The organism is Plasticicumulans acidivorans (genome assembly GCF_003182095.1).
Lineage (GTDB): Bacteria > Pseudomonadota > Gammaproteobacteria > Competibacterales > Competibacteraceae > Plasticicumulans > Plasticicumulans acidivorans.
Genome location: NZ_QGTJ01000005.1, coordinates 54,753 through 75,116, shown reverse-complemented (window position 1 = coordinate 75,116; position 20,364 = coordinate 54,753). Strand labels below are relative to the sequence as shown.

13 protein-coding genes are annotated in these 20,364 nt (G+C 70.1%); 4 read left to right on the top strand and 9 right to left on the bottom strand.

The features are described from left to right. Nucleotides 1-32 precede the first annotated feature (32 nt). Together C7443_RS09720 and C7443_RS09715 are read right to left on the bottom strand one after the other, a co-directional pair. A complete protein-coding gene (locus C7443_RS09720; protein ID WP_110018415.1) occupies nt 33-1,040 on the bottom strand; it encodes an alpha/beta hydrolase in 1,008 nt (335 codons plus the stop codon). Nucleotides 1,041-1,118: 78 nt separating this feature from the next. Continuing rightward, nucleotides 1,119-2,237 carry a GGDEF domain-containing protein gene (locus C7443_RS09715; protein ID WP_110018414.1) on the bottom strand — a complete coding sequence of 373 codons (1,119 nt, stop codon included), beginning with the start codon at nt 2,235-2,237 and terminating at the stop codon, nt 1,119-1,121. A 190-nt stretch (nt 2,238-2,427) separates the two neighbouring features. On the opposite strand from C7443_RS09715, the gene uvrA reads away from it, so the two are divergent. Then, nucleotides 2,428-8,082, top strand: coding sequence for an excinuclease ABC subunit UvrA (uvrA, locus tag C7443_RS09710; protein WP_110018413.1), 5,655 nt, complete (start codon nt 2,428-2,430; stop codon nt 8,080-8,082). Nucleotides 8,083-8,162: 80 nt separating this feature from the next. Next, nucleotides 8,163-8,612 carry a thioredoxin domain-containing protein gene (locus C7443_RS09705; protein WP_110018412.1) on the top strand — a complete coding sequence of 150 codons (450 nt, stop codon included), beginning with the start codon at nt 8,163-8,165 and terminating at the stop codon, nt 8,610-8,612. A 190-nt stretch (nt 8,613-8,802) separates the two neighbouring features. On the opposite strand, the gene otnI is transcribed toward C7443_RS09705, so the two are convergent. The 7 genes from otnI to C7443_RS09670 all read right to left on the bottom strand — a co-directional run bounded on the left by otnI (nt 8,803) and on the right by C7443_RS09670 (nt 17,103). Continuing rightward, complete coding sequence (gene otnI, locus C7443_RS09700; RefSeq protein ID WP_110018411.1) at nt 8,803-9,594, bottom strand: 2-oxo-tetronate isomerase; 792 nt, start codon at nt 9,592-9,594, stop codon at nt 8,803-8,805. Between the two features lie 43 nt (nt 9,595-9,637). Further along, nucleotides 9,638-10,924, bottom strand: coding sequence for a hypothetical protein (locus C7443_RS09695; RefSeq protein ID WP_110018410.1), 1,287 nt, complete (start codon nt 10,922-10,924; stop codon nt 9,638-9,640). A gap of 406 nt (nt 10,925-11,330) precedes the next feature. Beyond that, nucleotides 11,331-13,205, bottom strand: coding sequence for a DUF6600 domain-containing protein (locus C7443_RS09690; protein ID WP_110018409.1), 1,875 nt, complete (start codon nt 13,203-13,205; stop codon nt 11,331-11,333). Nucleotides 13,206-13,330: 125 nt separating this feature from the next. Continuing rightward, on the bottom strand, nt 13,331-13,918 hold the full coding sequence (locus C7443_RS09685) for a GNAT family N-acetyltransferase (protein ID WP_170123568.1): 588 nt from the start codon (nt 13,916-13,918) through the stop codon (nt 13,331-13,333). Nucleotides 13,919-13,999: 81 nt separating this feature from the next. Next, nucleotides 14,000-14,833 (bottom strand): NADPH-dependent 7-cyano-7-deazaguanine reductase QueF, encoded by an 834-nt coding sequence (gene queF / locus C7443_RS09680; protein ID WP_110018407.1) that lies wholly within the window; start codon nt 14,831-14,833, stop codon nt 14,000-14,002. Next, nucleotides 14,833-15,387, bottom strand: a complete 555-nt coding sequence (locus C7443_RS09675; protein ID WP_110018406.1) for a YaeQ family protein — start codon at nt 15,385-15,387, stop codon at nt 14,833-14,835. Before C7443_RS09675 ends, queF begins: the two co-directional genes overlap by 1 nt. Nucleotides 15,388-15,510: 123 nt before the next feature. Continuing rightward, entirely contained in the window at nt 15,511-17,103 is a 1,593-nt protein-coding gene (locus C7443_RS09670) for a GGDEF domain-containing protein (RefSeq protein ID WP_342774225.1), read from the bottom strand. Between the two features lie 414 nt (nt 17,104-17,517). Here C7443_RS09670 and eat point away from each other — a divergent pair, with 414 nt between their 5' ends. Next, nucleotides 17,518-18,915, top strand: coding sequence for an ethanolamine permease (eat, locus tag C7443_RS09665; RefSeq protein WP_110018405.1), 1,398 nt, complete (start codon nt 17,518-17,520; stop codon nt 18,913-18,915). Nucleotides 18,916-18,977: 62 nt separating this feature from the next. Then, nucleotides 18,978-20,360, top strand: coding sequence for an ethanolamine ammonia-lyase subunit EutB (locus C7443_RS09660; RefSeq protein ID WP_110018404.1), 1,383 nt, complete (start codon nt 18,978-18,980; stop codon nt 20,358-20,360). Nucleotides 20,361-20,364: the final 4 nt, after the last annotated feature.

The window sequence follows — 20,364 nt, the reverse complement described above, 5'->3', positions numbered from 1 at the left end:
CGGCGGCGCACGCGGCAGACGCCTCAGCCCCGTCAGCCGCGCAGCACGGCGATGCGGCGCACGGCATCATCGAGCGGCACGCGCCCGCTCTGCACCGCCGCGGCGATGTGCGCGAACACCTTGCCCGCCACCAGCCGGCCGCCGGCGACATCGCTCTGCTGCGGATCGAGCAGGAAATAGCTGTGCCCCTTCGGCGGGTCGTAGAGCGTATTCACGTCATCGCAGTCGATGGCGTAGACGTTGCCGGGCACCTGGCGCATGTCCTCCGGGCCGGTGTGGCCGAGGCGGCGCGAGGCGACGCCGTTTTTCAGGTTGGAGACCTTGCTGGCGCGCAGCGCCAGATCGTCGGAGGCGTGATAGACGACGACGTTGCGCGCGCTGACGGTGATCGGCTCGCCCTCGCCGCCACGCGCCAGCGTTTCATTGACCACGTCGGCGGCGACCATGAACACATTGCGAAACAGCAGCGGCAGCGCACCGCCGCGGTCGTAGCGTGACCAGCAGCTCAACGTGGCGCGCAGCACACGGTTGCCCATCGAATGCGCGAGCACGTTCAGCCGCTTCAGGCAGCTGTCATCGTTCTCGGCATTGCCCGTCTGCCAGGCGAGGAATTTCTCCAGCGCGCGGGCAAAGGCGAAGGCGCTGGCATCGGCGGACTTCTGGTCGTCCCAGTAGTCCTTGACGATGCCGATGTCGTTGTCGCACGGCCAGATCACCGGCACGACGCTGACCAGCAGCGGGTCGATGGCGTCGAACAGGCGCTGCAGCAGCTCGGCGCGCGGAAAGATGTCCGGTTCCGGCTGGTTGGAAAAACCGTGGAAGTACAGCAGCACCTGACGGCGCTGAGCCTCTTTCAGCGCCTGCATGAAGGCCAGCCCGCCGACCTCGACGTAGTCGTCGGCGCCGTCGCGGCGGCAGAAATACACCGCCTGCCCGGCGAAGTTGTCGCGCGTGTCGAAATGGATGCGCCGCTCGCTCATCGGTCGTGTGCCGGCGGCGCGCTCGCGTTCGCGGATGCTGCGGTTGGTCACGAACAGCATGGTGCTCCCCTCCCCGTCCCGGCGCCCGTCGCCTGAGCAGGGAATAGCTGCCACAGCGCAGCGGCGCCAGCGCGCTGTTTACATCGCCTCCTGCTCGACGCGGTCACGTCCGCTGCGCTTGGCGACATAGAGCATGCGGTCGGCGCGCGCCATCATCAGCTCCAGCGTCTCGCGCGCATCACCGAGCTCGCACTCGGCGCACAGCGTGGCGACGCCGATACTGACGGTGATGCCGAAGCCCGAGCCGTCGGCCTCGATCCGCTGGCCGGCGATGGCCTGACGCAGGCGCTCGGCAATGGCGAAAGCCTGCGCCGGGTCGCTGTCCGGCAGCAGCACGACGAATTCCTCACCACCGAGGCGCCCGAGCAGATCACCGGCTCGCGTCGCCGTGCGCAGCGGCTGCACCAGCGCCTGCAGCGCGAGGTCGCCACCGGCGTGGCCGTAGGTGTCGTTGACCTGCTTGAAGCGGTCGACGTCGAGCATCAGCAGCGCCAGCGGCCGGCGGCGCTCGCGGGCGGCGCGGATCAGGTCGCGGCCGAGTTCGAGGAAATGGCGGCGGTTGGGCAGACCGGTCAGCGCATCGGTCGCCGCCAGATGGCGCAGGCGCTGGATCAGCTGTTCGTTTTCGGCACGCAGGCGGAACATGTCGCTGATGCTGCGCTGCATCTGCAGGCCGACGTACAGCAGCAGCGCGCAGAACAGCAGGCCGAGCGCCGAAAACATCAGATACAGCACCGAGCCTTCGAACAGCGGCCGGATCAGCAGGATCGCCATCACCGGCAGCTGATCGACCAGATACAGCCGCGGGTGCGGGTGGCTCATCGCGTTGGTCGCCGAAATCAGCCCGACCTGCACCAGGATCAGAAACATCTGGTTGGTCAGATCACCCGACTGCCAGCCCCAGATCATCGGGCTGGCCCAGACCAGCACATGCGTGCCATGCGCCAGCGAAAACGCCCACAGCCAGCGCGGCAGCTCGGCCGGCTGCCTCTCGCGGCGCAGGAACTGCAGGCACAGCGTGGCGTTGAGCAGCGTCACCAGCAGAGTCGTCAGCGACCACAGCGTCGCCTGCGTGCCGGGCACCCAGTAGCTCGCCAGCGCACCGACCAGCAGCGCCATCGGCGGCGACAGCACACCGTCGCAGCGATGGTTGGCGGCATAGGCGCGTAACTGGTCGAGCTGCAGGCGCGACGCCATGAGACCGCTGTCCGTATCGCGGGCGATGTGAGGCTCACTAGGCATTCCCGATCCATTGGGTGTCCGGCGCGGAGACGGCCGCGACAAGCATAGCCAGTGCCAGCCGGCCGCCACAGGGGGTACACGCCGTGCCACGGCCGGCATGGCACACTCAGCGATCGCCCCGCGTTCAGCCGAACCCCGCTCCCCCATGAACGATCCCCGCACCCCTGCCGCGCCCGCCGTCATCCGCCTGCGCGGTGTGCGCCAGAACAATCTGCGCAATCTCGACATCGACTTCCCGACCGGCCAGCTGACCGTGGTCACCGGCGTTTCCGGCTCCGGCAAGTCCTCGCTGGTGTTCGACACGCTCTACGCCGAAGGCCAGCGCCGCTACGTCGAGACCTTCAGCCCCTACGCCCGCCAGTTCCTCGATCGCATGGACAAGCCACAGGTCGATGCGATCAGCGGCATCCCGCCGGCGATCGCCATCGACCAGACCAATCCGGTGCGCACCTCGCGCTCGACGGTCGGCACGATGACCGAGCTCAACGACCACCTGAAGCTGCTGTTCGCCCGCACCGCGCACCTGCACTGCCACGGCTGCGGCCGCGAGGTGCGCCGCGATTCGGCCGACTCGATCCTCGCCGACCTGAGCACGCGCGCGGCGGCAGCCGGCGATCCGCGGCTGATCGTCACCTTTCCGCTGGCGCAGCCGGCGCAGTTCAGCGAAGCGGAGATGGAAGGGTTTCTCGCCCAGCAGGGCTTTACCCGCGTGCATGCGCGCGCGCCGGGCCTGCTGCACGTGGTCGCCGACCGCCTGCGCCTGGGCAACGCCGAGCGCGCCCGCGTCCACGAGGCGCTGGAGACGGCGCTGCAGCACGGCCGCGGCCGCGTCGACGTGCACCTCGCCGACGACAGCGCCACGGTGTGGCGCTACTCGACCGACCTGCACTGCCCGGATTGCGACATCCACTACAGCGAGCCGACGCCGAGCAGCTTCAGCTTCAACTCACCGCTCGGCGCCTGCGAAACCTGCCGCGGCTTCGGCCGCGTCATCGGCGTCGACTTCGGCCTGGTGGTGCCGGACGAAGGCAAGACGCTGGCCGAAGGCGCGATCAAGCCCTGGCAGACCGAAAGCTTCGCCGAGTGCCAGCAGGACCTCGTCAAATACGCCCGGCGGCACGGCGTGGCGCTCGACATCCCGTTTCGCGAGCTGCCGGCCGAGCACCGTCAGTGGGTGCTCGAAGGCGATGCCGACTGGGTCAGCTGGGAGCGCTCCTGGCCGCGGCTGTGGTACGGCGTGCGCCACTTCTTCGACTGGCTCGAAAGCAAGGCGTACAAGATGCACATCCGCGTGCTGCTGTCGAAGTACCGCGCCTACACGCCGTGCGCGGTCTGCGCCGGCGCGCGCCTGCAGCCGGCGGCGCTGGACTTTCGCCTCGGCAGCCGCGCCGACGCCGATGCGGTGCTGGCACCGGCGGCGCGCTTCCTGCCGCGCCACGTGCGCTATCGCCGCGCCGTGCTCGAAACCCTGCCCGGCCTCGGCCTGCACGATCTGATGCTGCTGCCGATCGGCCGCCTGCGCGAGTTCTTCACCACGGTGACGCTGCCAGCGCCGCTCGACGAGGCCACCGACATGGTGCTCGGCGAGGTGCGCGAGCGCCTGCGCTACCTGTGCGACGTCGGCCTCGGCTACCTGACGCTCGACCGCCAGTCGCGCACGCTCTCCGGCGGCGAGGTGCAGCGCATCAACCTGACCACCGCGCTCGGCACCTCGCTGGTCAACACTCTGTTCGTGCTCGATGAACCGTCGATCGGCCTGCATCCGCGCGACATGGGCCGCATCGTCGGCGTGATGCAGCGGCTGCGCGCGCAGGGCAACACGCTGGTGGTGGTCGAGCACGATCCGCAGATCATGTTCGCCGCCGACCGCCTGCTCGACATCGGCCCCGGTCCCGGCGCGCGCGGCGGCCGCGTGATGTTCTTCGACCGCCCGCAGCAGCTGGCGCGGGCGCACGACTCGCTGACCGCCGACTACCTGCTCGGCCGCCGGCAGGTCGCCGCCGGCCAGCGCCACCGCGCGGTCGGGCCGGACACGCCGCGCCTCGAACTGCTCGGCGCCAGCGAACACAATCTGCGCCAGCTCGACCTCGCCGTGCCGCTCGGCCGCCTGGTGTGCATCACCGGCGTCTCCGGCTCCGGCAAGTCGACGCTGGTGCAGGACGTGCTCCATCCGGCGCTGGCCAAGCATTTCGGCCAGCCGGTCGAAGCCCCCGGCGCCTTCCGCGAACTGCGCGGCGCGCAGCAGCTGGGCGCCGTGGTCCTCGTCGACCAGAGCCCGATCGGCAAGACCGCACGCTCCAATCCGGCGAGCTACGTCGGCGCCTTCGACGCCATCCGCAAACTGTTCGCCGCCACCGACACCGCCCGCGAGCGCGGTTACACCGCCGGCACCTTCAGCTTCAACGCCGGCAAGGGCCGCTGCCCGACCTGCTCCGGCTCGGGCTTCGAGCACGTCGAGATGCAGTTCCTCAGCGACGTCTACCTGCGCTGCCCGGACTGCGACGGCAGCCGCTACCGCGCCGAGGTGCGTGAAGTCGAACTGGCCGGACACTCGATCGCCGCGGTGCTGGAACTGACGGTCGCCGAGGCCATCGACTTCTTCGCCCCGCTCAAAGGCGGTCAGGAGGCGGTGCGCGCGCTGCAGCCGCTGGCCGACGTCGGCCTCGAATACCTGCGCCTCGGCCAGCCGGTGCCGACGCTGTCCGGCGGCGAGGCGCAGCGCCTCAAGCTCGCCGGCCACCTGGTCGCCGCCGCCCAGGCCGCGCGCAAGCAGCGGCGCAACGCCGAGGCCGCCCGCGCCGGCACGCTGTTCATCTTCGACGAGCCGACCACCGGCCTGCATTTCGAGGACATCGCCCGCCTGCTGCGCGCCTTCGAGCAATTGCTCGCCGCCGGCCACAGCCTGCTGGTGATCGAGCACAACCTCGACGTCATCGCCGCCGCCGACTGGATCGTCGATCTCGGCCCGGAAGGCGGTGACGCCGGCGGCACGCTGGTCTGCGCCGGCCCGCCAGCCGCGATCATCGCCCACCCCGGCTCGCACACCGGCCAGGCCCTGCGCGACTACCAGCGCGAGATGGCGCGCCTCGCCGCCCAGAACCTGCCGGCGCCGGCCGGCGCCGTCGGCGAGGCGAGCGCCGCCTACTCGTTCACCGCCGCGCCGCCGCCAGCCGCCGCGGCACCGGACGCCATCCAGGTGCTGCACGCGCGCGAGCACAATCTGAAGAACATCAGCGTCGACATCCCGCACCGCGGCTTTACCGTGGTCACCGGGCCGTCGGGCAGCGGCAAATCGACGCTGGCGTTCGACATCGTCTTCAACGAGGGGCAGCGGCGTTACCTGGAGTCGCTGAATGCCTACGCCCGCCAGTTCGTGCAGCCGGCGGCGCGGCCGGACGTCGACGCGATCCACGGCATTCCGCCGACGGTGGCGATCGAGCAGCGCGTGTCGCGCGGCGGGCGCAAGTCGACGGTGGCGACGCTGACCGAGGTCTATCACTTCCTGCGCCTGCTGTGGATGAAGCTCGGCACGGCGTTCTGCCCGGACTGCAACGTGCCGATCGAGCCGCAGAGCGCCGACGCCATCGCCGCCCGCCTGCTGCGCGACTGGCGCGGGCGGCCGCTGACGCTGCTGGCGCCGCTGGTGATCCACCGCAAGGGCCTCTACACCGACCTCGCCAAGTGGGCGAAAGGCAAGGGCTACACGCGGCTGCGCGTCGACGGTGAATGGCTGCCGGTGGCGCCGTGGCCGCGGCTGGACCGCTTCAGGGAGCACACGCTGGAGCTGCCGGTCGCCGAGCTGGTGCCGGATGCCGCCGACGAGGCCGCGCTGCGCCGCGCGCTCGATGCGGCGCTGGCGCACGGCAAGGGCGTGGTCCATGTGCTCAGCGACGACGGGGTCGCGGTGTTTTCCACCAAGCGCGCCTGCCCGAGCTGCGGACTGAGCTTCGCCGAGCCGGACCCGCGGCAGTTTTCCTTCAACAGCCCGCACGGCTGGTGCCCGGAGTGCCAGGGCACCGGCGTCAGCCTGCGCGGCTACCAGAGCCGGGACGAGCTCAGCGCCGAGCAGAGCGATCGCGCCATCGACGACTGGCTCGATGCCCGCGGCGACGACACCCCCTGCCCGAGCTGCCACGGCGAGCGGCTCAACCGCGTCTCGCGCGCGGTGCGTCTGCGCGGGCTGTCGATCGGCCAGCTGACGGCGCGCGCGGTGCGCGAGGTCGCGGCGTTCTTCGACGGTGTCGATTTCGACGGCCGCGAGGCGGAAATCGCCCGCGATCTGCTCGCCGAGATCCGCGCGCGGCTGAGCTTTCTGCAGGAAGTCGGCCTCGGCTACCTGACGCTGGCGCGCGGTGCGCCGACGCTGTCCGGCGGCGAAGCGCAGCGCATCCGCCTGGCCGCGCAGCTCGGCAGCAATCTGCAGGGCGTGGCCTACGTGCTCGACGAGCCGACCATCGGCCTACACCCGCGCGACAACCGCATCCTGCTCGACGTGCTCGAACAGCTCGAAGCCAAGGGCAACACGCTGCTGGTGGTCGAGCATGACGAGGACACCATCCGCCGCGCCCATCACGTCATCGACCTCGGCCCCGGCGCCGGACGCCTCGGCGGTGACGTGGTGGCCGAGGGCACGGCGGCCGAGCTGGCGGCCAATCCGGCCTCGCTGACCGGCCGCTTCCTCGCCGCGCCGCTGCGCCACCCGCTGCAGCCGCGCCGCGCCGTCGAAGCCGGCCAGCCGGCGATCGAGCTGCTCGGCGCCACGCGCCACAACCTGAAGAACGCCTGCGCCCGCTTCCCGCTCGGCCGGCTGATCGTCACCACCGGCGTCTCCGGCTCCGGCAAGTCGACGCTGGCCCGCGACGTGCTGTTCACCAACCTGCACGCGCTGCTCGAAGCGCGCGGCCGCAAGCGCGATGCGCCGGCGGTCGCCGTCGAGCTGCTCGGCTGCGCCATCCTGCGCGGCTGGGAGGGCGTCGCCCGCGTGCTCGAAGTCGACCAGACGCCGATCGGCAAAACGCCGCGTTCCTGCCCGGCGACCTACGTCGGCTTCTGGGATCACATCCGCAAGCTGTTCGCCGACACCCAGGAAGCGCGCATCCGCGGCTGGGGGCCGGGGCGCTTTTCCTTCAACACCGCCGCCGGCCGCTGCCCGGTGTGCGAGGGCAACGGCAGCGTGCGCGTGGAGATGAACTTCCTGCCCGACGTCAAGCTGCCCTGCGAAGCCTGCGGCGGCGCCCGCTTCAACAGCGAAACCCGCGAGCTGCGCTGGCGCGGTCTGAGCATCGGTGAAGTGCTGGCGCTGAGCATCGACGACGCGGTCGAGGTGTTCGCCGCGCACCCGCCGGTGCACCACCCGCTGAAGCTGATGCAGGACGTCGGCCTCGGCTACCTGACGCTCGGCCAGCCCAGCCCGACGCTGTCCGGCGGCGAGGCGCAACGCATCAAGCTGGTCAGCGAGCTGGCCAAGGTCAAGACCAGCCTGCGCACCGGCCGCAGCAGCCCGCACACGCTCTACGTGCTCGACGAGCCCACTGTCGGCCTGCACATGGCCGACGTCGAAAAACTCGCCCGCGTGCTGCACCGCCTGGTCGACGCCGGCAACACCGTGGTGCTGATCGAGCACAACCTCGACCTGATCGCCGAAGCCGACTGGATCATCGACCTCGGCCCCGAAGGCGGCGACGCCGGCGGCGAAATCGTCGTCCAGGGTCCGCCCGACACCCTGATCGCCGCACAGGCGCACTCGCATACCGGACGGGTGCTGGGGGAATTTCTACGGGAGCGGGGAAATACGCCGTAATCGGGCAAGATCACGATCGGAATGCCTGCTCCCACACTTCATGAAACCCACCTGCCACCCCGCCCCCTGAGTCAGCACCCATGCCCCGCAAGCCCATCCTGCAACTGCTGATCGTCGCCGCACTGGTCTGGCTGGGGCTGCGCGGGCAGTCGCCGGGGCCGGGGGCGGATGCGATCGCGGCGGCGGTGCCGGTGGCGGCGCGGGAGATTGCGGTGCTGTACCTCGGTGCGCGGGATTGCCCGTACTGCCGCGCCTGGGAGGCACAGCAGCGGCCGGCGTTCATGGACTCGGCGCTGGCGCAGCGGGTGCGTCTGCTGGAGTCGGTGCGCGCGAGCTTCCGTGAGCCGGCACGGGCGGCGGATCTGCCGACGGGACTGGCGCTCGACACCGCGGCGCTGCCGCGGCCGACGCCGGCCTTCGTGCTGCTGGTCGACGGGCAGGCGGTGGCGACGGTGATCGGCGGCAATGGCTGGAGCGAGCGCCTGCTGCCGGCGCTGGAGCGGGTGACCGGCGTCGCCGGACCGCAGTGAGCCGGCGCGGCACGCGCCTTCCCCCTGACACTATGCCGCTGAAACAGACGCTTACAGACGGCACGCCCTCGGCACCGGAAAAAATGGGACGCGCAATGAGCGACGCGGTGGCGAGGCTCCGCGCGGGGTCGCGCCGCCGGCGCGTGCAGGGCGGTTGCCCGCCCTGCCCCATCACCCGCGGGAAGCCGGGCTACTCGGGATGCGCGGCGCGCCAGGTGTGCAGCCAACCGAGGCCGCTGCGGGTGCCGTTCTGCGGGCGGTATTCGCAGCCGACCCAGCCGCGGTAGCCGAGCGTGTCGAGCAGTTCGAACAGGTAGGGATAATTGATCTCGCCACGGTCCGGCTCGTGGCGCTCAGGGACGCCGGCGATCTGGATATGGCCGATGCCGGCGAGATAGCGGCGCAGCGCGGTGGCGAGATCGCCCTCGACGATCTGCGCGTGGTAGAGGTCCATCTGCACCTGCAGATTGTCGGCACCGACCTCGGCGACGATGGCGTGGGCCTCGTCCTGACGGTTGAGGAAATAGCCCGGCATGTCGCGCGGGTTGATCGGCTCGATCAGCAGCGTGACGCCGTGAGTCGCCGCGCGCATGCAGGCATGGCGCAGATTGGTGACGTAGACCTGCCGGCAGACGCTGCGCGAGCTGCCGGCCGGCACCACGCCGGCCATCACGTGCAGCCGCCGGCAGCCGAGCGCGGCGGCGTAGTCGAGCGCCAGCTCGACGCTGTCGCGAAAGTCGACGTGGCGGCCGGGCAGGCAGGCCAGACCGCGCTCACCGGCGTCCCAGTCGCCCGGCGGCAGGTTGAACAGCACCTGTTCCAGACGGTGCTCACGCAGCTGTATCGCCAGTTCCGCCGCCGAACAGGCGTAGGGGAACAGGTACTCGACACCGTGAAAGCCGTCGGCTGCCGCCGCGGCGAAGCGTTCGGGAAAGGTGTGCTCGGTGTACATCAGGCTGAGGTTGGCGGCGAAGCGCGGCATGATCGACGACTCCCTGTGATGACAGTACGCGGATTATGCGCGCTCACCACGGCCAGTCGGCCGGGCGGCGCGGCCACCAGCTGGTCGGCCGGTTCGGATCGCCCTCCGGCACCACCAGCGAGCCGACGTAGTCGGCATGGTTGTAGACCGCGGCGATCGAACGCTGGATCGCGTCGAGGTCGGCGTCATCGACGATGCCGTTGCTGGTCGCCTTGTAGAACTGCACGGTGATGCGGATCGGGAAGTTCGGGTCGCGTTCGAGCTTGTCGCCACTGCCTTCGCGGTAGGGGCCGAGCAGCGGGCCGTGGCCGAGCACCGCCTGTTCGACGTCGCTGCCGCGCGATTTTTCCGCGGCCGCCGGCGCCGGTGCCGGCATCGCGGCCGTCGGCACCGGCAGCCCCCAGAGCACGCCGCGGTTGCGATGCTTCAGCGGCACCTGCACCAGCATCAGCATGTCGGCGCCGCGTGCCAGCGCAGTGCGCTCGCCGGCGTTCTGCGCGCCGCCCTGGCCTTCGATGCGCGCCTTGACGTCGCTCAGGCGCTCGGCGGTCAGCGCAGCGCGTTCGCCGTTGGCGTTGAAATACAGCTCCTGACCGTGGCGCAGCGCGCGGTCCTCGCGGCTGTTGTCGATGACGCGGAGGCTGGTGCCTTCGCGGGTGACCAGCAGCGTCAGCACCGCCGGTGAGCCGGGCGCCGACTGGTAATTGAACACCACCGGATTGAAGGTCGCCTTGCCGGCGGCCGGCACCGGCATGAACACCGCCTGCGCGCTGACCAGGAAATGCGTGTCGCGCGGGTCGGTGAGATCGTTGGCGCCCTTCAGACTATCGGGCACCGAGGCCCAGGAACGCAGCTCGCTCAGCACGTCGAGCAATGGCACCGCCCGCAGCGGCGCGCCGCGCTCGTTGCCGACCCGCACGAAGAACTTGTCGGCCGGCACGTCGCCGGTGCGATCGCTGAAATTCGGGTAGCGGATCACCGGCATCAGCGCGCTCTGCCAGCCGCGGGCATCCTCGCGACGCACCTGCAAGGTCAGGTCGCTGATGTTCGGGCCGAGCGCCGAACCGGGGCTGCGGCCGGTGTCCTCCCAGGTCAGATCGACCAGCGCCAGGCCGCGGCTCTGCACGCGGCGCACCAGCTCACCGTCGCGCACCATGCCGGTGACGCGCTCGATGGCGGCGCGGTAGGCGTCATCGGCCGTGGCCGGTCGCCGCGCCGGCGCGGCCCTGCCGTCATCGACGATACCCCAGTCGGGCGACGATTCCGCCGCCGTCACCGCGAGCGGTGCGCAGGCGCAGGCAAGGGCGAGCAAGGTACGAAGCATGGACATGAACGGTTCTCCCTGAACGAAGCGCGCCGGCCGGCGTCGCCGTCGAGAGTGTGGTCCAGCCCGGAAGTTCGTGCGCCCGCCGCCGCCGACACCGGCTGACACGATCACCGCGGCGCACGCTGTGCGGCCCCAAAAAAGAAAAGTCCCGCGAACGGGACTTTTCGTTTTTCGGCCGGCGCTGGTAGCGCACTGCACTTTCGACGATGCGCTGCCGGTACTTCGGTGTGCGCACTTCCTTGAGGATCGGGTGACTGATCGCCCCCCGTTGCCCGGGCTCCTGCCGGGCGGGCTTCTTGTTGGCCATCGCGCTGCCTCGCTGCGGGACTGGATTGCCCCGAAGGACCGGCAGCGTCGGCGAAAGTTGCCCGGGCGGCAACAAAAATCTCGACGCAACGCTGCCCTCCCCTCAGCGACAGCTCGCCCCCTGGCCGCAGCCGTTGAGGATGCTGCGGTCGACCCGCGGCTTGAGCTCCTGCGGGCGCGGCGCCCCCGGCGGATCGATCCGGGTTTCGCGACGCGGCGGCTCTGCGCGCGGCCGCGGCGGCTCCCGCTGTTGCACCTGCGACGGCATGCGCTCGCTCTGATGACGATCGCGGCCGGCATCGGGGAAGCCACGCGGCGCCGGCGCCGCCGGCTCGTAGCGCGGTGCCGGACGCGGTGCCACCGGCATGCCGCCGGGCCAGCGCGGGTGCGGATCGTCTCGCTGCGAACGGCCCTGCGGCGGTACGTAGCCGGGCCCCTGCCAGCCGTCGCGCGCCCGCCGCTCGTAGTCGGGCGGCAGCGGATTGAGCCGCGCCGGCGGCTGGTACGCGGGTTCGCGGGCAGGCGGACGCGGCTGATCACGGGGCGGCACGGTGCCGAAACGCTCGCGCGGCGGCGTCATCGGCGGCAGCGGATTGAGCCGCTGCGGCGTGCGCTCGATGTCCCGCGGGGCGCCTTCGCGGTGCGGCAGCCACGGCACCGGCGCCGCCGGCATGCGCGCCGCGCCCTCGGGGCGTCGCCCGTCATGCGGCGGCCGCGGCCCGCGCGACGCGCCGCCGGCGTAGCCACCGGGCAGCGGCCGGGCGTCGATGCCGCGGGCAAACGGCTGCCAGTCGCCGCTCTGCTGCGGCGGCAGCCGGCGGTAATCACGCGCACCGGAGACGAAACCGGCGCGCGGGGCGAACACCACGGCGCGCTCGCGTTCGGCGTGGACGTAACGCGGGCGGCGCGGATCGAAGCGTTCGCCATCGAAATGCCGCGGCCCCCCCCAGCCGCCCCACCACGGCCGCCCGCGAGCAGACCCCCACCACGGCAGCAGCGGCTCGCCCCAGCCGAGCGCGACCCAGCCGACCGCGGCGCCACCGGGCGGGCCGAGCCAGCCGACCACCGCCGGGGCGTAATCCGGCCGGCGCGTGCGCGGCCCCGGCGCCCAGCCCCAGTCACCGCCGACGCGCACCCAGCGGCCGTAGTGGAACGGCGCCCAGCCCCAGGGCGCGGCGTCGATCCAGCTCCAGCCATACGCCGGGTCATAGATCCAGCGCCCGTCGCTGTACGGTGCCCAGTCGGCGCCGACGCCGCTCGGCAGCCAGACCTCGCCGTAGTTGACGTCATCGATCCAGCGACCGTAGCGATCGAGATCCCCGCTGCCGTAGAGCGAATCGTCGAGGCGCGGGTCGCTGTCGGCGAGCAGCGTCGCCGAGCGTTCGAAGTTCCAGCGGTCCCAGTCATCGGCCGCCGGCGCGTACTGCGGCGCCGGCAGCTCCTCGGCATCGACGGCGATATCGAGCAGCGCATTGCTGCCAACGGCGAGCCCGCGGCCGTTGGCCAGCACGACATCGGCCTCGCCGCCGCGGCGGGTGATCAGCCGCGTGCCGTCGGCATCGACCTCGAAGCGGTAATAGCCGGCGCGCTCGATCAGCACGCTCGCTGCCGGCGTCACCACCTCGACGCGCCGGGCCGGCAGCGTCGCCAGATCCAGCGCCAGCCGGCCGCCGGCGACGCGCAGCTGCAGCTGGCGCTCATCGAGCGTGCCGAAGGTGAGCTGGGTGTTTTCGGCGGCACGCGCGAAAGCCCGCGCGCCGAGCTGGATTTCGAATTCACTGCGCGCCGCGCTGTAGAGCGCGTCGCCCGCCGCCAGCGGCGTGTTGCGCAGCGCTGCCGACCAGTCACCGGCGCCCGGGCGCAGGAACGATACCTCACCACCGAGCTCGCCCAGGCGCGGCGGTGCGGCCGCATGCGTCAGTGGCAGCAGGCCGAGCAACAGGATCAGCAGCAGACAGACTTGTGTGACGCGACGCATGCGCGCCCCCCGGCCGCAGCCTTGTGGGGAAGCAGCGGACGGTCGCCGCCGGCGGCCGCCCGACCCGCCGGCCCGCCGGCCGGCTCTGTTTCGACCGCGCCCCGGCGCGGACGTTGCGCCGGGCCTCAGCCCAGCGTCTTTGCCATCAGCAGCACATCACCACTGTATTCGAGCAGCGGATGCGGGATCACCGAGCGGCGGTCGACGATGCCGAAACCGTGACGCAGGTACAGCCGCGTCGCCGGGCTGCGCTCGAAGGCGATCAGGCTCAGGCTCGGATAATCGCCGCGGCGGGCGGTGCGTTCGGCGTGCGCCAGCAGGCGGCCGGCAAAACCGTGATTGCGCCACGGTTCGAGCACCGCCATGCCGACGATGAACCACGAACCCGGCACCGACATGCACACCGGCGACAGCAGATTGGCGGCGTCGGGGCGCTGCTCGCTGCGGCAGCCGCAGGGGCAGCGGCTGGCCTGCATCAACATCGCCGCCACCGGCTCGGCATCGAGCTCGGCGACGACGGCATTGCGCCAGTCGAACGGCGGCTCGCGGCGGGCGAACAACGCCGCGCCGATCAGCTCGGGCTCGACACCGGGGAATTCATCCTGCCGCCGCAACCAGCCGATACGCGCGTAGCCGCCCGACGCCTGGCCAATGGCCCGGGCCAGCAACGGAATGTCCGCCTCGCCGGCGGGACGGATGTTGAACTCGGCCACCCTCAATCTCCCTGCCCAATCATATGCATGCTCAATGCACAACATAGGTGCGCCTTGTGCACGGTCAACTGTGATGATGCCTCATTGACGGGCGCCTCGTGGATTGACGGCGGTCACAGCGGCGTCACTGCTGCGCAGCGGATTGATGTCGAGGCCGCCGCGGCGCGTGTAGCGCGCATAGACACGGAGTTCCTGCGGCCGGCACTGGCGCAGCAGATCCATGTAGATGCGCTCGACGCACTGCTCGTGGAATTCGTTGTGCTCGCGAAACGACACCAGGTAGCCGAGCAGGCCGGCGCGGTCGATCGGTGCGCCGCGGTAGCGGATCTGCACGCTGGCCCAGTCCGGCTGGCCGGTGACCAGGCAGTTGGACTTGAGCAGGTTCGAGCACAGCGTCTCGGCGACCGGCGCGGCGCTGAAGTCGGCGCGCAGCAGCTGCGGCGCCGGCTGGTAGTGCTCGATGGTCACGTCGAGATCGTCGATGCATTCACCGTCCAGCTCGCCGAAGTCGAGCGCGGCGAAGCGCTCCGGCCCGATCAGCTCGACGCCGACCGCTGCGCCGGCGGCGGCGCTGAGGTCGGTCTGCAGCCGCGCCAGCAGTGCCGCGCGCGCGGCCAGACGGGTCTGGTTGAAGCTGTTGAGGTAGAGCTTCAGCGACTTCGACTCGATGATGTTCGGCGAGCTGGCCGGCACGCGGAATTCAGCGAGCGCCACCTGCGGCTTGCCCGAGGGCAGCAGCCACGACAGTTCGTAGGCATTCCACAGATCGAGGCCGTGGAACGGCAGCGGCGTGCCGGCCGGCAGGCCGATCTCGTCGCGCTTGAGCTGGCGCGGGATCGGGCACAGCAGCGTGGGATCGTAGTGACTGGCGTAGCGGACAGGCTTGCCGAGCGGGGCGCGGTCGAGATCGCTCATCACAACACTCCGCCGTCGGTGGCGCGCAGACACCGGGGTTCGAGGGTGACGGCGCCGCGCGCGCTGCTGAACAGGAACTGGCCCTCCTGGATCGTGCACTGCAGCTGCAGCGTGCGCTCGGCCAGGGCAGCCAGCGCCTGGGTCTGCGCTGGCGGCAGCTGCCAGACGCTGAGATTGCGCGCACGTTCGAGGCGCTCGGCGGCCTGCTTCCACCACAGCTCGACGCCGCCGCCGTAAGCCCACACCACCACCTGCCGCGCCAGGCCGCAGGCGCGCAGCAGGCGCCGTTCGTCGGGCTGGCCGAGCTCGACCCACAGCTCAATGTTGCCGCTCAGATCCTTGCGCCACAGCGCCGGCTCGTCGGCTTCGCACAGGCCGCGACCGAAAGCGAGCGCGGTGTCGGCCTGCGCGGCAAAGGCGAGCAGGCGCAGCATCAGCCGCTCATCGGTCTCGGAAGGATGGCGCGCCAGTGTCAGCGCGTGGTCGGCGTAGTAATGCCGATCGAGATCGGCGAGCTGCAGCTCGACCTTGAACACGGTTGCCTTGAGAGCCATCGCGGAAACACCCGGGAAAACGGACCGCGCATTAGACCGTATCCGCAGGCCCGACCGCCAACCCGCGGTTCAGGCGGTTCAGGCGGTTCAGGCGGTTCAGGCGGTTCAGGCGGTTCAGGCGGTTCAGGCGATATCGTGCAGTACCGTCCGCGCCACGGCCACCCGATTGCGCCCGCTGCGCTTGGCCTGATACATCGCCCGGTCGGCCGCCTTGAGCACAGCGCCGGCCTCGCTGGCGTGGAATGGACAGTGCGCCACACCGAGCGACACCGTGACCTGCCCGACCGGATCGATGGTGCCCCGTGCGATCTGCCGGCACAAACGCTCGGCGATCAGCAGCGCGGCGTCCGGGGTGATGTCGGGCAGCAGGATGAGGAACTCTTCACCGCCGGTGCGGCACAGTACGTCGACATCGCGCGTGCACTCGCGGATCAGGCGCGCCAGGTGCTGCAGCACCTGATCGCCAATGTCGTGACCGTAGGTGTCGTTGATCTGCTTGAACCAGTCGATGTCGAGGAACACCGCGGCGAACACGCGCTGCTCGGCCTGCCAGGTCGCCAGCACGTTTTCAGAGACGCGGCGGTTGCACAGGCCAGTCAGCGGATCGAGCTGAACGTCGCGCGCCAGCTGGCTGATGCGCTGATGCAGCAGGTCGATCCCCACCAGCAGCGCGCGCTTGAGCTCGGCGGACTCGAAGTACCAGGAATGCACACCGCGGATGTAGCCGGCGACCGTCGGCTGCTCCAGCTCGCGCACGTGATCCGCCAGCTGCTGCAGGGGCAGCGACACCAGGCGGGCGAACCACCAGATGAACAGCATGGTCAGCAGCGCCAGCGGCAGGGTGTTGCGCAGGACGTCGAGCATCAGGGCGTCGAGCGGTGCCAACGCCGCATGCAGCGGCCGCTGCACGACCACGCCCCAGCCGGTTTCCGGCACCGCGGCGTAGCCGGCCAGCATGTCGGTGCCTTGGCTGTTGCGTGCGCTCATCTGCCCGACCTGGCCACGCAGGACGGCGTCGATCACCTGATTGGCACCGATCTGCTCGCCGACCCGCGTGATCTCCGGGTGATACAGCAGCCGCCGGGTGTAGTCGACCACGTACAGATAGGACCCGTCACGGTAATACTGCTCGCCGAGCAGACTGTGCAGGACGTTCTGCTGCTTCAGATAGATGGTGCCACCGACGAGGCCCAGGTAACGGCCCGTGCCATCGATCACCGGCGCGGAGATGAACACCAGCAGATTGCCGAGCGTCGAGACATACGGCTGACTGACCAGCAGCCTGCGCTCAAGCAGCGCCTCGCTGACACCCGGAGTGTTCAGCACCTGGTCGCGCAGCGGCAGCGTCTCCGGTGCGGTCACCAGCACGCGCCCCGAGGCATCGAAAAACAGCACCGAATTGAAGTTGTCGGACTGGCGGTGCAGACGCTCCGCCTCGCGCTGCAGCCGCTCGCGACTGCCGAACTGTCCGGCGGCCATGGCGGCGCTGTAGGCCAGCTGCTGATGCGCTTCGTCGAGGAAGTTCTGTGTGATCGCCGCCAGCTTCACCGCATAGGCGCGGTTACTCTCCAGCGTGTTGTCGATCAGGATCTGCCGCTGCACGCGATAGCTGGCATACAGGCCGTTGGCGAGCGTGAACAGCGCGACGGACACGGCCATCAGCAGAATCAGTCGATGCAGATCGACGCGGAATACCGATGCCAACACTCTGTTCACTTTGCTTCATCCGTGAAGAAAACCGATCCCTGAATGGACGCCCCGCCCCTGTCGCGCGGGCGCCTCGCTCCGCCTGACAGCTGCATTCATAGACCCGGCAGCGCCGACTTGCCCGCCGGGGGCGCGCCACCTTGCACGGCCTGTCACGCCGGGGCAACGCACCAGCGTCATCCAGAAACGACAAAACGAACGCCGCCGCCCCGTTGCAGCGCGCCGGACGGGCGGGCGCGCTCGCTGCCGAAGCAGCCTTCACATCACAACACGCGCTGCGTCAGTCGGCAAAACATTACCAATCAGCCACTTCCAGGCAATGGCATCGTCCTTGTATCGCTGCAGTGCAGCATCACGCCGCGCTGCGTTCCAGGGAGTTGTGCGCCGCGCCCCGCGCCGTTTTCCTCACCCCGGAGTGAATCAATGCAAACCGATGCTGCAAACCCTTCATTGAAAAAGACCCTGGGTGCCTGGCACCTGTGGGGCATCGCTGTCGGCCTGGTGATTTCCGGCGAGTATTTCGGCTGGAGTTACGGCTGGGCCACCGCCGGCACGCTGGGCTTTTTCATCACGACGGTCATCGTCGCGCTGATGTACACGAGCTTCATTTTCAGCTTCACCGAGCTGACCACGGCGATCCCGCACGCCGGCGGCCCGTTCGCCTACGCCCGCCGCGCCTTCGGCCCGAGCGGCGGCTTCGTCGCCGGTGCCGCCACGCTGGTCGAATTCGTCTTCGCGCCGCCGGCGATCGCGATGGCGATCGGCGCCTACCTCAACGTGCAGTTTCCGGAGCTGAACCCGAAGACCGCCGCGGTCGGCGCCTACCTGCTGTTCATGACGCTGAACATCCTCGGCGTGCAGCTGGCGGCGACCTTCGAACTGTTCGTCACCGTGCTGGCGATCTTCGAGCTGCTGGTGTTCATCGGCGTGGTCTCGCCGGGCTTCTCGCTGGCCAACTTCAGTGCCGGCGGCTGGGCCGGCAGCGATACCTTCGGCCTGCCGGCGTTCACCGGCATCATCGCCGCGATCCCCTTCGCGATCTGGTTCTTTCTCGCCATCGAGGGCGCGGCAATGGCCGCCGAGGAAGCCAAGGACCCGAAGCGCACGATTCCGGTCGCCTACATCGCCGGCATCCTCACGCTGGTGGTACTGGCCTTCGGCGTGATGATCTTCGCCGGCGCCGCCGGTGACTGGACCAAGCTCTCCAATATCAATGATCCGCTGCCGCAGGCGATGAAGTTCATCGTCGGCGAGAACTCCGGCTGGCTGCACATGCTGGTGTGGATCGGCCTGTTCGGCCTGATCGCGAGCTTCCACGGCATCATCATGGGCTACTCGCGCCAGATCTACGCGCAGGCGCGCGCCGGCTACCTGCCGCCGAGCCTGGCCAAGATCAACCCGAGCTTCCGCACGCCGCACCGCGCGATCATCGCCGGCGGCGTCGTCGGCATCGCCGCGATCTACTCCGATGAGCTGATCACCTTCGGCGGCCAGACGCTGACGGCGAACATCGTCACCATGTCGGTGTTCGGCGCCATCGTCATGTACATCATGAGCATGGCCAGCCTGTTCAAGCTGCGCCGCAGCGAGCCCGCACTCGCCCGCCCGTTCAAGGCGCCGCTGTACCCGCTGTTCCCCGGCCTGGCGCTGGCAATCGCGGTGCTCTGCCTGCTGACGATGGTCTACTTCAACCCGCAGGTCGCCAGCCTGTTCCTCGGCTTCATGCTGCTCGGTTACGCCTACTTCTGGCTGACGCACAAGCAGCGCGAAGCGGCCCCCGACGACGCGCTGCTGCAGACGGCGCGCTCGCTGGTCGACTGAGCCACCGGCCCCGCCACCGGCGGCGGGGCCGTTTCCGCCCGTTCCGCGACGAGGTCCACCGCATGGCCTACACGCAGACCCTCGGCAGCACCCGCTACCGCTTCGCCGACCTCAAGACGCTGCTGGCGAAAGCCACGCCGCTGCGCTCCGGCGACTGCCTCGCCGGCATCGCCGCGGCGACGGCCGAGGAGCGCGTCGCCGCGCAGCTCGCACTGGCCGAGCTGCCGCTGCAGACCTTCCTCGATGAAGCGGTGATCCCCTACGAGGACGACGAGGTCACCCGGCTGATCATCGACGGTCACGACGCCGCGGCCTTCGTGCCGGTGGCGCACCTGACCGTCGGTGATTTCCGCAACTGGCTGCTCGGCCCGCAGGCCGACGAGCGCACGCTGGCGGCGCTGGCCGCCGGCCTGACGCCGGAGATGGTCGCCGCCGTCAGCAAGCTGATGCGCGTGCAGGATCTGATCGCCGTCGCCCGCAAATGCCGCGTCATCACCCGTTTTCGCGACACCATCGGCCTGCGCGGGCGGCTGTCGACACGCCTGCAGCCGAACCATCCGACCGACGACGCCACCGGCATCGCCGCCTCGATCCTCGACGGCCTGCTCTACGGCAACGGCGATGCGGTGATCGGCATCAACCCGGCGACCGACAACCTCGCTCAGGTCAGCGAGCTGCTGGTGATGCTCGATGCGGTGATCCGCGAATACGCCATCCCGACGCAGTCCTGCGTGCTGACGCATGTGACGACGACGATCGAGGCGATGGCGCGCGGCGTGCCGGTCGATCTGGTGTTCCAGTCGATCGCCGGCACCGAGGCGGCCAACGCCAGCTTCGGTGTCAGCCTGGCGCTGCTCGACGAGGCGCATCAGGCGGCGCTCGCGCTCGGCCGCGGCAGCATCGGCGACAACGTCATGTACTTCGAGACCGGCCAGGGCTCGGCGCTGTCGGCCAACGCCCATCACGGCGTCGACCAGCAGACCTGCGAGGCGCGCGCCTACGCCGTCGCCCGCCGCTTCCGCCCGCTGCTGGTCAATACCGTGGTCGGCTTCATCGGCCCGGAATACCTCTACGACGGCAAGCAGATCATCCGCGCCGGGCTGGAGGATCACTTCTGCGGCAAGCTGCTCGGCGTGCCGATGGGCTGCGACGTCTGCTACACCAACCACGCCGAAGCCGACCAGGACGACATGGACACGCTGCTGACGCTGTTCGGCGTCGCCGGCTGCAGTTACATCATGGGCATCCCCGGCGCCGACGACATCATGCTCAATTACCAGACCACCTCCTTCCACGACGCGCTCTACCTGCGCCAGACGCAGGGGTTGCGCCCGGCGCCGGAGTTCGAGGACTGGCTGCTGGCCAACGGCATTCTCGATGCCGAGCTGCGCCCGGCCGACACCCTGCCGCCGCGCTTCGCGCCGGCCCTGGCACGCCTGAACTGAACGG